This window comes from Desulfobacter sp. UBA2225 (assembly GCF_002348205.1).
Taxonomy (GTDB): Bacteria; Desulfobacterota; Desulfobacteria; order Desulfobacterales; family Desulfobacteraceae; genus Desulfobacter; species Desulfobacter postgatei.
The window spans coordinates 1-13,967 of sequence record NZ_DDYV01000222.1; the positions used below are offsets into that span (position 1 = coordinate 1).

Genomic DNA, 13,967 nt, shown 5'->3' on the forward strand with positions numbered 1-13,967 from the left:
GAAAGCATGTGGACTTCATCAATGATATAGATTTTGTACCTGGCTGCTGAGGGCATGTAGGCCACATTGTCCCTCAGTTCACGGATCTGATCCACGCTGTTGTTGGAGGCGCCGTCAATTTCAAACACATCGGCACAATGACCGTTGATAATGTCTTTGCAAATTCTGCACTCATTGCAGGGCGAGGGGGTCGGCCCGGTCTGACAGGTCATGGCCTTGGCCATGATGCGGGCAATGGTGGTTTTGCCGGTACCCCTGGGGCCTGCGAGCAAAAGGGCATGGGGCACCCTGTTTCCGGAAATGGCGTTGGTCAGGGTGGTGGTGACATGATCCTGTCCAACAACTTCTGAAAATGTCTGGGGCCGGTATTTTAATGCCAGAACCTGGTAAGACATAGTGTTTAGTATCTAAATGATTTTTATGTTTCTTTTTAATTTAAAAAGTACAAGGCTTTATACCAGAGGGGGTGTTAGGGGTCAATGTCGGGAGGGGATTTTGTTTTAACACAAAAAAATATCAGAATGTTTTTTCTTGTCATTTTTTCTTATTTTTTTAATAATCCACTCAAATTGGCCATTTAAAAATTCGTACATACCCGGCTAAAAGGCAACGGCTAAGAGCCATGGTCCAGATACTCTGTTGACACCGGGCTCAACCGACAACAAATAATGATAGTAGTTCAACAAGTTATTGTAATTCTCATATAAGAGGCATTCATAAATGAAAATCATAAACATAAAAGAGATGTGCATAAAATTTTTCAGGCAGTACGGCAGGCAGATTGGAAACCAGGCAGGTTTTTCCTTTATTGAACTGATGGTGGTTGTCATCATCCTGGGGATTCTGGCCGGCGCCATTGTGCCAAGGTATATGGATAAGGCGGACAAGGCAAAAATCGTAAAAGCCCAAGTGGACATTGCTGCCATTGAAACCAGCCTTAAAATGTACAAACTGGACAATGGGTTTTATCCCACAACGGAACAGGGCCTTTTAGCCCTGATAGAAAAGCCGACCACTGATCCCGTCCCCCGAAGCTGGAATGAAAACGGATATTTTGAAAAGAAAAGAGTTCCCAAAGATCCTTGGGGAACCGAGTATGTTTATATGTGTCCCGGTGTCCACGGCACGTTTGACCTGATTTCATATGGTGCGGATTCAGAATCAGGAGGGGAGGGGATCAATGCGGACATCACCAACTGGGAAGAGCAGGAATAATCCATCTGGATTTACCTTTATTGAACTGATGGTGGTGGTGGGCATCTTCTCTATTGTTCTGCTGTTTTCAATCCCATTGTTCCGGCAGATTCATTTGACGTCAAACGCCTCTGATCGCGTATCCGGGTTGATTTTTTTCCTGGAGAATTTAAAGCTTAAGGCCATGGTGGAAAATAAAAATTTGACCCTTTATATGGATTCCGGTTCCGGAAAAATGTATGTGACCGATGACACAATGGATGCGGATGCCCGGCAGGTTGCCCTGAATAATGGCATATCCCTGAACGGTGATCTGCAATTGCTTAATCTGGAATTCCCGGATGACGGCACCAGGGCCGGTGATGACAAAAGCATCTGTTTTTTCAGCAAAGGGTATTCAGACCGGGTTCTGATTCATGTCCGGGAAGAGAGTCGGGAGATGACCATTCAGGTATGCATGTTCCAAAAGAGAGTTCATCTGATCGACCGATATGTCTCCTATGACGACTGCATATAATCGATTATGGGATGATGGCGGCTGTCAGGGGCAGACCGGTTTTACCCTGATTGAGGTGATTGTTGCCATGACCATTATTGCAACGGTTATGGTGGCATTGTTCAGGATGCAGTCCGGCACCATCAATCTGGCCGGGGCCGATGATTTCCAGACAACAGCCCGGTATCTTGCCGCCAAGGCCCTTGCCCAAATTGAGCTTTCCATCAATGACCCGGAGCTGAAAGGCGAGTTTGACCAGGCGTTTAAAGGATATGCCTGGCATTGTGAGCTGACGGATGTAAACGCCAATTTTTCAGATATCATGCCGGATTTGACCGACAAGGTCGGCACATTAAAAAAAATTGATTTGACAATAACACGGGAGCAGGGGGGCCGATCTTATCATGTTGAAACATTCAGGTATGCCTCTGCAAGTTAACCCAACAGAGTGCGGATTCACCTTGATGGAACTGATGGTGGCCCTTGTTATTTTTTCATTTGTTATGGTCATGCTTTTTTCATCTTTTAATGCATTTATATCCACAGGGCAATCCATTGCACACGGTGTTGATTATAATGAACGGGCCAGGGATGCATTCAGAAGAATTCTGGATGATCTGACCGACATGTACGTGCCGGAATCCGGGATAATAGATGTTTTGAACCGTGTCGATGATCAGGACGTGGATATTTTCCAGATGACCGGCAGTGAGACCAGCGTAGGTGGAGAGACCTTTTCCACCCTTGGATTTAACTGCCTTTCAGGCGTTCAGACGGGCCGCAGCAGGCCGTCCGGTGTCGTTCGTGTCACTTATTACGTTCGAAAAAACAGCCAGGAATTGTTTGATCTTTGCCGGGCTGAGCGTCCCATCGGCAGTGACAGGGAGACCGACCCGTGTTTAGACCCGGTCCTTGCCGACAATATTACCGGATTTACCATTGACTTCATTGATGCAAAGCGTAATGAATATCGGGGCTGGGATGCGGATAAGAATAAGAATAAGGAGAGTGACGGGGTGTCCCTGCCGTGCGTATTGAACATCGGGTTGACACTGAAAAGTGAAAATAAAGAAAAAGTATATGAAACTGCCGTGGTTTTACCGGTACAGGGGCCGGCAGGTGAATAGTATTTACCGCAATCAAAAGGGCATGGCCCTGATTGCCACCATTGCTGTGGTTGCCATTCTTTGCGTAGTGGCGTTGGAGGCCGGACGCCTTGCAAAGCAGGCTGCTTCGGGGACCATCGCCGAGAACGATATGTTTGCGGCCCGGGAAATGGCCATGTCCGGCATCCACCTGGCCATGATGATTCTGGCGATGGACGGGGCTGACAACGAGATTGATTCCATCCAGGAACCATGGGCGGATCCGGAACAGATCTCCCTGGCTGTGGCGGCCATGGGATTAAACCCGGAAAACGTATCCCTGAAAATTTCCGACGAGATGGGAAAATTGCAGTTAAACGCACTGCTTAAACAGTTTCCCGGCAATGACTTCAATGATGCTCAGCTGGTGGTACTGGAACGTTTTTTAACCCTGGCAGCGCCGGAAGACAAGTCCGATGGTGCCGGCAGCGCCGTTGAAATTGTCAATGCGCTTAAGGACTGGCTTGATTCAATGGACGATGATACCATAACAGGGTTGACAGGTGCCGAGTTAAATTATTATGAATCCCTGGATGTGCCTTATACCTGTGCCAATGGTCCCTTAAGGCATATCAGTGAATTATTCCTTGTCAAAGGGGTTGTTGACGCAATTTTATCCCCGTCATATATCAGTCAGGGGATGGATGAATCTATTCAGGCAGATATAAAGGATATGTTTACAGTATACGGCCTTTCAGATGTCCAGAATTCCCAAGAGAACCGTTTTTCATTTTCAGGCACGGTTAATATCAATACCGCACCTGTGGCGGTACTCGCAGCACTTTTGCCCGAAGGCCGGGACTTAAATGCTCAGGACCTTGCCGACTATCGGTCCGAGAAGGCAAGCTTAGGCCGCGAATATATCCATACCCTTGAATCCGGGTGGTTTGAGGATGTCATTGCCCTAAGTGATGATGAAAAGAAGGCGTTTGAAAAGGTGATTACCTATTCGAGCAGTGTTTTCAGGGCTGACTGTACCGCTAAAAAAAATGGTTATCAAGTGACCTTGCGCGCTGTAATTAAACGGGAAAAACAGGATATGACAGGCAAATGGTCCTGCCGGATTCTTCAAATGGAAAGAGGATAGACCATGGCAGCCCCCCTTTTGATCATCCGTGAAAATTGCACAGGGATTGATGCCTGGCTGGTGGAGGGGCGTGGGAAATCCCAGATTGTTCAGGCATTGGCCCGTGTGGCCTATGAAGATCTGGAACCGGTTGAAGAAGATCAGACCTTGTTTGATGCGGGATTGGCATCTGTTGTCCAGGCCGTTGACCCGGCCGTTAAAAAGGATAACACGCTCCAGGCCATGCTTCTTTTGCCGGCCGGCCGGTTTTATTTTCGAAATATCAGCTTGCCCTTTACATCCCGCTCAAAAATCAGGCAGGTTCTGCCCCTGGAGCTTAATACCCGGTTTCCAAAGGAACTGGGCCCTGTGGTGACTGACTTTTTCTGCTATGAACTGGAAACACAACAGTCGAACCCTTTGGTATTTTCCGGGTCCATCGAGGAAGATATACTTAAGTCTTACCATACAAGCCTTATGGCAGCCGGTCTTAAACCCGTTGCCATTGCGCCCGGGTGCCTGGCCATGGTCGCCTCTTTTCTTAGAGAGAACAAAGAAAATAAAAATTTTGTTTTTTTGGACACGGACGGGTGTGAGATGGTTTTAACCCTGGTGGCCCAGGCAAATGTGGTGCAAGTTCGGACCCTTTCCGTGGACCCATCTTTTCAATTGCCGGCCCAGGCAATTAGGCAGATGTTGTTAGGGTTCTGGCAGCGTTTTGGTGTAACGGATACCTTTTATATTTATATTTCCGGCGATTTTGATGAATCTGCCCGGAAGAGGATGCGTAACGCCCTTGCCGATATTTTTAAATTTCAGTCCGACTGTACCGGTCAGGATGCCGGCGAACCGCAACTGCCGGGACCAATGAACGGATTGGCCTTTGTGGATCTGTCCCAGAATCTTGCATCAATCACCCCGGACCTTGCGATGCTGAACATGTGCCGAGGAAAGTACGGTTCAGATTCATTTATCCGGGCATACCCGGGATATATCATAAGCTGCTGTACCCTTGCCCTGCTTGCGTTTATTCTGTTCATGGTTAATATCCACATGGACATATCACGGCTTGAAAAACAAATTGATCAGCAAAATCAGGCCATGACCGCCATTTATAAAAAGGCGTTTCCGGATAAAAAAACAGGCAACATTGATCCTTTGCTGCTCATGCAGGCCGGTGTAGGGGAGCTCACCCGGGGGGGGGCTGCAAATGCTGGCTCTGAAGAGATAGACCGTGTGCAGGCCGGAAATATCCTGCTTGAACTCTCCCTTTGTATCCCGGCAGCCGTGGATGTCCAGGTGGACCGCCTCACGCTGGATAAGGAACGGATGCTTCTGTCAGGATCTGCAGATAATTATAATACCATTGATCAGGTAAAGGGTTTCATTGAAAAGTCGCCGTTTTTCAAAAAGGTGAATATCGGCAGTGCAGTGGCAGGAAAGGGCGGCAACCGTGTGGACTTTAAATTCATTATTGAAATATGATGATGCTTGAATTGTCAAAACGGGATAAAAAATTTATAGCCGCAGGTACTGTGTTCCTTGTTCTGTTCAGTCTTGTCTGGTTTGTTTACCTTCCGGCCGTGGACAAGCGGGCAACGCTTGAAAAAAAGGTGATCTCAAAAGCCGCGGATATTGAGCGGATGCAGATCCTTGAAATGACGCGTCGGCAATACGCAAAAAGTTTTGATCTGGAAAAAGAGGCCCTTGAAAAAAGAGGGTCCAAGTTTACGCTTTTTTCCTTTCTGGACGCCCTGTCCTCCAAGAGTCTTGTGAAAAAAAATGTTGCCTATATGAAACCGTTTTCCCAGGATATGGAAAACAGTGATTACAGACTCTCCCGGGTAACGGTCAAGTTACAGCAGATCTATTTAAAAGGCCTGGTGGATTTCCTTGTCAGAATTGAAACTTCTCCCCATGGTGTATCCGTCATGTCACTATCCCTGACAAAGTCCGGTGACAAGGGGCAGTTTCTGGATGCAGTAATTGAAACCCAGATCCTGGCGTTAAAAGCCGAAAAAGAAAATGAAGATAGATCTTAAGACCTGTTGCATGCTTTACAGGCAAGGATGAAGCATGTGCCGATGAACAACCGAAGGAGAATAAATATGTTGCAGGATCGTAGCAACGCTTTTACGCTGAAATACCTCTGCTTAGTCCTTGTGGTGTTGTTAGTCCTTGTGGTGCTGGCCCTGGCCGGGCTTTGCCCGGTGCAGGCGGCACAGAATCGGGACGCTTCAGAATATGTGTCCATGGATTTCAATGATGTTGACATCGGTGTCTTCATTAAATTCATCAGCACACTGACCCAGAAAAATTTTGTGGTGGACACCAAGGTCAAGGGAAAGGTGACCATTATCTCTCCTGAAAAAATATCCGTGGATGACGCATACAAGGTTTTTGAATCGGTTTTGGATATTTACGGGTTTGCCACGGTTGAAACCGGAAGCGTTGTCAAGATCATTCCTGCTGTAGATGCCAGGGGAGACAATGTGGACACCCGTATGGCAAGGTATGCGGAACAGACATCAGATAAACTGGTCACCCGGATTATCCCCCTGACTTATGCAAGTGCCGATGAGCTTAAAGCCCTTTTATCCCCCATGCTTGCCAAGGGCGGTCTCCTTTTGTCCCATCCCGATTCAAATATGCTTATTGTCACGGCAACCCTATCCAGCATTGACCGGCTGCTCAAGCTGATCAACACCATTGATGTGGAAGGCGTGGGCCGCAAAATTACCATTTTGCCCATCAAATATGCAGATGCGGAGAAAATGGTCACCAATCTGACCAAAATTTATTCAGCACAAACAAAAAAAATTGCAGGAAGGAGAAAAAACAGCAATGATTTTTCTGTGGAGATGGTGGCCGATGAACGGACCAATTCCATTATCCTTTTGGCCAGTGAACAGGAAAGCGCACAGATCACGGCACTTGTGAATGCTTTAGATAAAAAGGTTCCCAAAGGGGAAGAAAAGATCCGGGTCTATTATCTTGAGCATGCCACTGCCGAGGAGTTAGCTGCCGTGCTCCAGGAAATTCCCGAAAAGAGCGGCAGTAACTCAAAAAAGGATGGCCAGAAACAAGCCCCCCTTTTGTCCGATGACATTAAAATCACGGCGGACAAGGCCACCAATTCCCTGGTTATTATTGCGGATAAAGATGATTATCCGGTATTGGAAGAGGTGATTAAAAAACTGGATGTGCCAAGATCCATGGTTTACATTGAGTGTATGCTCATGGAGATGAATGCGGAACGATCCCTTGATTTCGGTATGGAATGGCAGGCGGCCGAAACAGTTCACGGCGACTCCAATGTCGCGTTTGGCGGATTCGGCACCACTGCTTCTGACTCCGGAGGTCTGGATTCTGCGGCGAAAGGGGTACTGCCCAGGGGTTTTTCCATGGGTGTCATCGGTAAAACCCTTGAAATCGGCGGGGTAACTTTTCCGTCATTTCAGGCCATTCTCCGGGCATACAAGGAAGATTCAGATGTGAAGATTTTGTCCACACCCCAGCTTTTGACCACGGAAAACAAGGAAGCCACGATTACCATTGGTAAAAACGTGGCCTACCAGACCCGGGGGGGTGTCTACAATGACTCCTCTACCGACTCCACCGCTTACAATGCATACGAATACAAGGACGTGGGCATTACCCTCAAAATCACCCCGTCCATCAGCCAGGGACGGCTGGTAAGGCTTGATTTCTATCAGACGATTACCAAACTGGACACCGCGAACACCACCAATGCGGATCGGCCAACCACCTTAAAACGGGAACTTGAAACCACCATTATTGTGGAAGACGGCAATACCGTGGTGATTGGCGGATTGATTGACGAGAGCCTGAGCAAGGAAGTCGGCAAGGTGCCGTGTCTCGGTGATATACCTGTTCTGGGTAATGCCTTTAAAAGCCTCTCTTCGGGCAGTGACAGAACCAATCTATTTATTTTCCTGACTCCCAGGGTGGTTAAAAATACCCTGGAGGCAAAAGAGGTCTATCTGGAAAAAAAGGATAAGATGGACGAACTTCATAAGCAGGAAATCAAATTGTATGATGAAGATGCTCCCATAAAAAGCATTCTTTTGAATTGATATGGAAAAATTAATCCAGCAGTTTGTTGACAGGCTGGCAACGTTTGTCACCCTGAACCGTGAACAAAGGGAAAAAATCAAGGCGGCCTGTGCCAAGGATCCGGCCCGGATGTGGGAAATGGCATGTGACACCAAGCTTGTGTCCGAATCCCAGTCCCTGAAGGCGGTAGGGGCGATCTACGGCATTGAATTTCTGGAAGATCTCGCGTTTTTTAATCCGGATCTCTCCGTGTCCGAGAAGATTACCCGCAAGTTTTTGAAAAAAAATCTTATTGTCCCGCTTAAGCCTGAAAACAAACCCCCGGTTATCGCGCTGAACGATCCTTCGGAGTTGAGTTATGTGGATGACGTGGCCATGCATGCAGGCTTTGCGGACTATGCCCTGGCCTTGGCCACAAAAGCCCAGATTTTAAGTGCCATCAATATGATCTTCGATCAGGACGGGCACAATGTCCAGAAACTTATGGACGACATGGAAGATGATGAATTCCTCCATATCGAAGACATTGAGCATACCGCAGATCTTTTGGACGATACCAGCGACGCCCCGGTCATCCGCCTGGTCAACCAGATGATCTCCCAGTCGGTCAAGGCGGGTGCCAGCGATATTCACATCGAACCGTTTCAGGATGAACTCATTGTCCGGTACCGCATTGACGGAATACTCTACCCCATGATGACCCCGCCCAAGATGTTTCAGTCCAGCCTCATTTCCAGGATTAAGGTCATGGCCAAGATGAATATTGCCGAAAAGCGGATTCCCCAAGACGGCCGGGCCCAGGTCCGGATGGGAAACCAGGAAATTGACATGCGTATTTCAACGGTCCCCACCAATTTCGGCGAGCGCCTGGTTATCCGCCTGTTAAACAAGTCCGGATATTTCATGCAGATTTCAGAATTCGGCCTGTCGAGTGAAAATGAACGGCACCTGCATGATATTTTTCGGCAGAACCACGGCATTGTTCTGGTTACCGGTCCCACAGGCAGCGGAAAGACCACCACCCTTTATGCGGGGCTGTCTGAAATCAACACCCCGGATCGGTCTATTATCACGGTTGAGGACCCGGTGGAATACAACTTGAAAGGTGTGGGGCAGATTCAGGTCAACCAGAAAACAGGCCTGACATTTGCCCGGGGACTTAGATCCATTGTTCGCCAGGACCCGGATGTCATTCTCATTGGTGAGATCCGCGACATTGAAACCGCTGAAATTGCGATTCAGTCGGCTTTGACCGGGCACCTTGTGTTTTCCACACTTCACACCAATGATGCCCCCGGCGCGGTGACCCGCCTGGTGGATCTGGGTGTGGAGCCTTACCTGATCACCTCTTCGGTGAATCATGTGATTGCCCAGCGCCTTGTCCGGGTACTCTGTTCCCATTGCCGGGAGGAATTTGTCCTGTCCCATGGGGATCTGAGCAGTTTTGACAGCATCAACGGCCTTGTCCCGGGACAGAAGGTGTTCAGGCCCAAAGGCTGCCCAAAATGTTTTAACACAGGGTATTTGGGACGCCAGGCCATTATGGAGATTATGCCCCTGGATGAGGAATTGAAGTCACTTATCCTGGAAACCTCGGATGCCAACCAGATCAAGGTTGCTGCGGTGAGAAAAGGGATGAAAACCCTGCGAAGCGACGGGTTGACCAAGGTGGCAAAGGGCATCACTTCGCTTCGGGAGGTATTGCGCGTCACCCAGGAATAGGTCTTATCCTATCCTCCTTTCAATAAGGATTAACCCATTGAAAAAACAGCAACGAGACAAATTACTGATCTCTTTTTTCAAGAAAAAAGAGATCTACAAAAAACTTGCTGAGTATATTGTCCGGCTTATCAGCGATGATCCTTCAGCACCAAAGGAAAGTATCCATACGATACTGTATCGTATCAAAGGTGAATCAAGGCTTATTGAAAAAATCGAGCAGAAAAATGCCGGTTCTGAATCTGATAAAGATCTTGTCACACACAAAAATTTTGATGAAAGGATTGCGGATTTAATCGGTATCAGGATTATTTGCCTGCGCCTTTCTGATATTGTAAAAGTCGAAGCATATCTTAAGTTTCTGGTTGAAGAGAAAATATTGCAATTCATACAAGGACCCGATTATAAAAGATCTTTTGTTTTACCCATAGACCCGGGCAAAGCAGCACCACAGGATATCAGTTTTCAATATAGCGGATATTCTTCAATTCATTACCAGATCAGGCTGGGTGATAATTCAGATGCAGGCGACGCGTTTAAAAAAATTCAAATTGAATTTCAATTGCGGACCATTCTTGAGGAGGCGTGGGGGGAAATTGACCACAAATACAGGTATAGATACAGCCGAATCGGGGAATCACTTCCGGAACATATACATTCAGGTTTCTATAATCTAAGTGCTTATCTTCAGGCTGCCGCGATGCAGGCGGAGCAATTGTGTCGGGATGTAGATGCGTACCGGGCGTCAGTGCGGCTAACCTCTAATGGAAAGAATAGGCTTTCGATTTCCTCTGAACATGGGGTGGATGAGAAAACGAATGGATTTGCTGATCAACTAACGGTTCCTCCAGCGCTTAAAACGGTGCTGGAAGAGACCTTTGGGTTTAAAGTGACAGACCGAACGCTTGCGTATATCATGAGGCGGCTCAATAAATTAGGCTACACCCAGCGCTCTAAGCGGTTTTTTCAGACAATGTTCAAAAAAAGCAGGCTGAATGATTTTCAAACGATTTTTCAAGAAGTGCTGAACCGAGATCCCTTTAAGGACACTAAGACGATAAATATTGATATAATAAATGCTGTAAATTTCGCACTTTTTGATGAGATTGAAGGCTCAATGGTCGCAAAGGAAGGCTTGAGATCCACTTTGAAATGGAGAAAAGATCGTTCATGGCGATGACCTCCTTTAGTAAATCCGTTGATATCGAAATTGCACAAGAAGCCGATACAGCCCCGGGCGCTGCCGCAGTACTTGCCTCTTCTTCCGCCTGTCCACTCTGGGCCGGAATTGACGTTTAAAATGATTCTCCACATTGTGCCCTTGCATGCCGGAATCGACCTTACGCCGGCCATGTATCAAGAAAATGATTTGTATGATATGATATTGGGATAACCTTCACAAAGAGGAAGCCTTAATGTCAGGAAAAAAAACAAACTTTAAAAATGTATGGAGCCATTCAAAAAAGCATACAGAAAATTTGAGTAAGCCGGAGCTCGAGACCAGTATCAAAATTGGAAGATATAATCGATTGAATGTTCAAGCCAGATCAGATTTTGGCGTGTATTTAGGCACGGGAGATGACCGGGTTCTTTTGCCCAATAAATATGTCCCGAATCGCCTGTCAATTGGCGATCGCCTTGATGTGTTTGTGTACACAGATTCAGAAGATCGTCTGGTGGCAACCACTTTAACACCCGCAGGTGTGATAGGTGATTTTGTTTTTTTAATCGCAAAAGATGTTGCCCCTTTTGGAACCTTTATGGATTGGGGCCTGGAAAAAGATCTTCTGGTGCCCAAAAATGAACAGCAAAACAGGATGGAGCCCGGGAAAAAATATTTAGTTAAAATCTGCCAGGATAACAGAACGCACAGGGTTTATGGTACGACCCAAATTTCTGCCAATTGTGATAAAAACACCAGGGATCTGAAAGTCGGACAGCAGGTTGACTTACTTGTTCATTCCATTACTACCATTGGGATAATAGCTGTTGTTGATAATCGATACTATGGGAGGATGTACTTAAATGAGACCTATCAAAAATTATTTATTGGGGATACGTGCAAAGGGTATATCATGCGGATCCGTGAGGATGGCAAAATTGATTTGAGCATGAAGAAACCCGGGTATTCATCGGTGCCCAAATCAGCGGATGTCATTTTATACCGGCTAAATAAATCCGGTGGATTTATCCCTTGCCACGATAAAAGTTCTCCTGAAGAAATCCACAAGTGCTTTTCCATGAGCAAGAAAGAATTCAAAAGGGCTGTGGGCACTCTGTATAAAAAAAGATTGATTGAATTGAAAAAAAACGGGATTGGTCTGTTAAAATGAAGGACGTCAACTTGAGTTAAGGCCCGGATCAGAGAATGAGTTTTCAGACCCCCTGGGGTAACTTATGATTGCCACCACGGATCTCGCCCAAGTGCAAAGTCTGCCGGTCAAGTTCGGCAATTTGCATCAGAAAACGAATTTATTTTTGAATTGTAATGTGTTAGACAGTAATCAATACACCATTCCAGCTTTTATTGTGTCGGCGGTTATTTTATTTTTATATTTTTTCTTTGTGACTTGATCCAGGTCAAGGTTTTTGGGCTTTTTTAATCGTACATTGTACCTGCGAATACGACGTCAGTTAGCAGTTAATTTATAAAAAGGAGGCCTTTACATGTTTTGTTTTCAATGTCAGGAAACCGCTAAGAATCAGGGATGCACCATTAATGGCATGTGCGGGAAAAAGGGAAGCACGGCAAACCTTCAGGATCTATTGATTTATAATTTAAAAGGGATCGCTGTCCTTGCGCAAAAAGCAAAAACGGCAGGTCTGGATGTCCCGACGGCCAATGGGAAATTTATCGCAGAAGGGTTGTTTACGACGATTACAAACACCAATTTTAATGATGAAAACCTTACAAACTGGATCATCCGTGCCCAGGCTGTTAAAAAGGAATTGTTCGACAGCGTTAAAGATAAGGTCGGGTCAGATCTTCATGATTGTGCGACCTGGTTTTCGGATGATACGTCAGAATTTGAAGCCAAGGCAGAAGCTGTGGGCGTTCTTGCAACTGAAAATGAAGATGTCAGATCTCTCAGGGAGCTTGTGGTCATCGGCCTGAAAGGGATCTGTGCATACGCTGATCATGCCGCTGTCCTTGGTGTCACGAAAGATGAGATCTGGAATTTTCTGTATGAGGCATTAACCTCTACCACCCAGGAGCTGAGTGTTGATGAAATGGTTGCTATGGTCATGAAAACCGGTGAAACAGCCGTGACCGCAATGGCGGCGTTGGACCAGGCCAATACCCAGGCCTACGGCAACCCGGAGATAACAGAAGTCAATCTCGGTGTGGGTACAAACCCCGGCATTCTGATTTCCGGCCACGACCTGAAAGACATGGAAGAATTGCTGGAGCAGACAAAAGGTACGGGCGTTGATGTGTATACCCATGGGGAAATGCTGCCTGCCAATTATTATCCTGCATTCAAAAAATACGATCATCTGAAAGGCAATTACGGCGGATCCTGGTGGCACCAGAATGAAGATTTCGAAACCTTTAACGGTCCCATCCTGATGACAACAAACTGCATTATTCCCATTAAAAAGAAAAATACATATCAGGACAGGCTCTTCACGACCGGTGTTGTTTCCTATCCGGGCACAACGCATATTCCAGACAGAACAGATGGCGGCGCCAAAGATTTTTCAAAGATTGTTGAACTTGCAAAAACTTGTCAGCCTCCCACAGAGATAGAAACAGGTACAATCGTTGGCGGATTTGCACACAATCAGGTTATGGCCTTGGCTGATAAGGTTGTGGAAGCCGTTAAATCAGGAGCGATCAAGCGCTTCATCGTCATGGCCGGATGCGATGGCCGCCAGAAAGACAGAAATTATTTTACCGAAGTTGCTGAAAAGTTACCGAAAGATACCGTGATACTCACTGCCGGGTGTGCAAAATACAGGTACAATAAACTCGATTTGGGAAATATCGGCGCAATTCCAAGAGTGCTGGACGCAGGACAGTGCAACGACTCTTACTCCCTGGCCGTGATCGCCATGAAACTGCGGGATGCTTTTGGGCTGGATCACATTAACGACCTGCCGCTCTCCTTTGATATCGGTTGGTATGAACAAAAAGCCGTGGCTGTTTTGTTGGCATTGCTGCACCTGGGTGTTAAGGGGATTCGTTTAGGTCCCACGCTGCCGGCTTTTTTTTCAACCAGAACCTTCAACACTGTCGGTGACAAAAAAGCCGGCAGCGTGGGACCTA

The 13,967-nt window shown here is 46.8% G+C and carries 14 protein-coding genes; 13 read left to right on the forward strand and 1 reads right to left on the reverse strand.

Going from position 1 to position 13,967, the window contains the following annotated elements; all coding sequences use genetic code 11:
- Positions 1–395 (reverse strand): AAA family ATPase (locus B3D59_RS11220; protein WP_286819826.1); only part of this gene is annotated, 395 nt, incomplete at its 3' end.
- Between the two features lie 325 nt (positions 396–720).
- Between B3D59_RS11220 and gspG the strand changes: the two genes are divergently transcribed.
- The 13 genes from gspG to hcp form a co-directional block, all read left to right on the forward strand.
- Positions 721–1,215 carry a type II secretion system major pseudopilin GspG gene (gene gspG, locus B3D59_RS11225; RefSeq protein ID WP_349676889.1) on the forward strand — a complete coding sequence of 165 codons (495 nt, stop codon included), beginning with the start codon at positions 721–723 and terminating at the stop codon, positions 1,213–1,215.
- On the forward strand, positions 1,181–1,711 hold the full coding sequence (locus tag B3D59_RS11230) for a pilus assembly FimT family protein (RefSeq protein ID WP_286819828.1): 531 nt from the start codon (positions 1,181–1,183) through the stop codon (positions 1,709–1,711). Before gspG ends, B3D59_RS11230 begins: the two co-directional genes overlap by 35 nt.
- Positions 1,695–2,129: a prepilin-type N-terminal cleavage/methylation domain-containing protein gene (locus tag B3D59_RS11235; protein ID WP_286819829.1), complete on the forward strand. Its 435-nt coding sequence runs from the start codon at positions 1,695–1,697 to the stop codon at positions 2,127–2,129. Before B3D59_RS11230 ends, B3D59_RS11235 begins: the two co-directional genes overlap by 17 nt.
- The gene (locus tag B3D59_RS11240) at positions 2,095–2,817 is read left to right on the forward strand and encodes a prepilin-type N-terminal cleavage/methylation domain-containing protein (protein WP_286819830.1); all 723 of its coding nucleotides are present in this window, start codon (positions 2,095–2,097) and stop codon (positions 2,815–2,817) included. The genes B3D59_RS11235 and B3D59_RS11240 overlap by 35 nt, the downstream gene beginning before the upstream one ends.
- Entirely contained in the window at positions 2,810–3,922 is a 1,113-nt protein-coding gene (locus B3D59_RS11245; RefSeq protein WP_286819832.1) for a general secretion pathway protein GspK, read from the forward strand. The genes B3D59_RS11240 and B3D59_RS11245 overlap by 8 nt, the downstream gene beginning before the upstream one ends.
- A gap of 3 nt (positions 3,923–3,925) precedes the next feature.
- Positions 3,926–5,386 carry a PilN domain-containing protein gene (locus tag B3D59_RS11250; RefSeq protein WP_286819833.1) on the forward strand — a complete coding sequence of 487 codons (1,461 nt, stop codon included), beginning with the start codon at positions 3,926–3,928 and terminating at the stop codon, positions 5,384–5,386.
- Complete coding sequence (locus B3D59_RS11255) at positions 5,383–5,943, forward strand: general secretion pathway protein GspM (RefSeq protein WP_286819835.1); 561 nt, start codon at positions 5,383–5,385, stop codon at positions 5,941–5,943. The genes B3D59_RS11250 and B3D59_RS11255 overlap by 4 nt, the downstream gene beginning before the upstream one ends.
- 66 nt (positions 5,944–6,009) lie before the next feature.
- A complete protein-coding gene (gene gspD / locus B3D59_RS11260; protein WP_286819836.1) occupies positions 6,010–7,998 on the forward strand; it encodes a type II secretion system secretin GspD in 1,989 nt (662 codons plus the stop codon).
- Between the two features lies 1 nt (position 7,999).
- A complete protein-coding gene (gene gspE / locus B3D59_RS11265) occupies positions 8,000–9,700 on the forward strand; it encodes a type II secretion system ATPase GspE (protein ID WP_286819837.1) in 1,701 nt (566 codons plus the stop codon).
- 37 nt (positions 9,701–9,737) lie between these two features.
- Positions 9,738–10,877, forward strand: coding sequence for a GTP pyrophosphokinase (locus tag B3D59_RS11270; protein WP_286819838.1), 1,140 nt, complete (start codon positions 9,738–9,740; stop codon positions 10,875–10,877).
- Positions 10,868–10,996 carry a hypothetical protein gene (locus B3D59_RS11275; protein WP_286819839.1) on the forward strand — a complete coding sequence of 43 codons (129 nt, stop codon included), beginning with the start codon at positions 10,868–10,870 and terminating at the stop codon, positions 10,994–10,996. The genes B3D59_RS11270 and B3D59_RS11275 overlap by 10 nt, the downstream gene beginning before the upstream one ends.
- Before the next feature lie 116 nt (positions 10,997–11,112).
- Positions 11,113–12,030: a CvfB family protein gene (locus B3D59_RS11280; protein ID WP_286819840.1), complete on the forward strand. Its 918-nt coding sequence runs from the start codon at positions 11,113–11,115 to the stop codon at positions 12,028–12,030.
- 334 nt (positions 12,031–12,364) lie between these two features.
- A partial coding sequence (hcp, locus tag B3D59_RS11285) for a hydroxylamine reductase (RefSeq protein ID WP_286819841.1) occupies positions 12,365–13,967 on the forward strand: 1,603 nt, incomplete at its 3' end.

What these genes read in the sequence shown, in the direction of transcription:
- gspG (WP_349676889.1), top strand. Translation starts at nt 721, where the DNA reads ATGAAAATCATAAACATAAAAGAGATGTGCATAAAATTTTTCAGGCAG.
- B3D59_RS11230 (WP_286819828.1), top strand. Translation starts at nt 1,181, where the DNA reads ATGCGGACATCACCAACTGGGAAGAGCAGGAATAATCCATCTGGATTT.
- B3D59_RS11235 (WP_286819829.1), top strand. Translation starts at nt 1,695, where the DNA reads ATGACGACTGCATATAATCGATTATGGGATGATGGCGGCTGTCAGGGG.
- B3D59_RS11240 (WP_286819830.1), top strand. Translation starts at nt 2,095, where the DNA reads ATGTTGAAACATTCAGGTATGCCTCTGCAAGTTAACCCAACAGAGTGC.
- B3D59_RS11250 (WP_286819833.1), top strand. Translation starts at nt 3,926, where the DNA reads ATGGCAGCCCCCCTTTTGATCATCCGTGAAAATTGCACAGGGATTGAT.
- B3D59_RS11255 (WP_286819835.1), top strand. Translation starts at nt 5,383, where the DNA reads ATGATGATGCTTGAATTGTCAAAACGGGATAAAAAATTTATAGCCGCA.
- gspD (WP_286819836.1), top strand. Translation starts at nt 6,010, where the DNA reads ATGTTGCAGGATCGTAGCAACGCTTTTACGCTGAAATACCTCTGCTTA.
- gspE (WP_286819837.1), top strand. Translation starts at nt 8,000, where the DNA reads ATGGAAAAATTAATCCAGCAGTTTGTTGACAGGCTGGCAACGTTTGTC.
- B3D59_RS11275 (WP_286819839.1), top strand. Translation starts at nt 10,868, where the DNA reads ATGGCGATGACCTCCTTTAGTAAATCCGTTGATATCGAAATTGCACAA.
- B3D59_RS11280 (WP_286819840.1), top strand. Translation starts at nt 11,113, where the DNA reads ATGTCAGGAAAAAAAACAAACTTTAAAAATGTATGGAGCCATTCAAAA.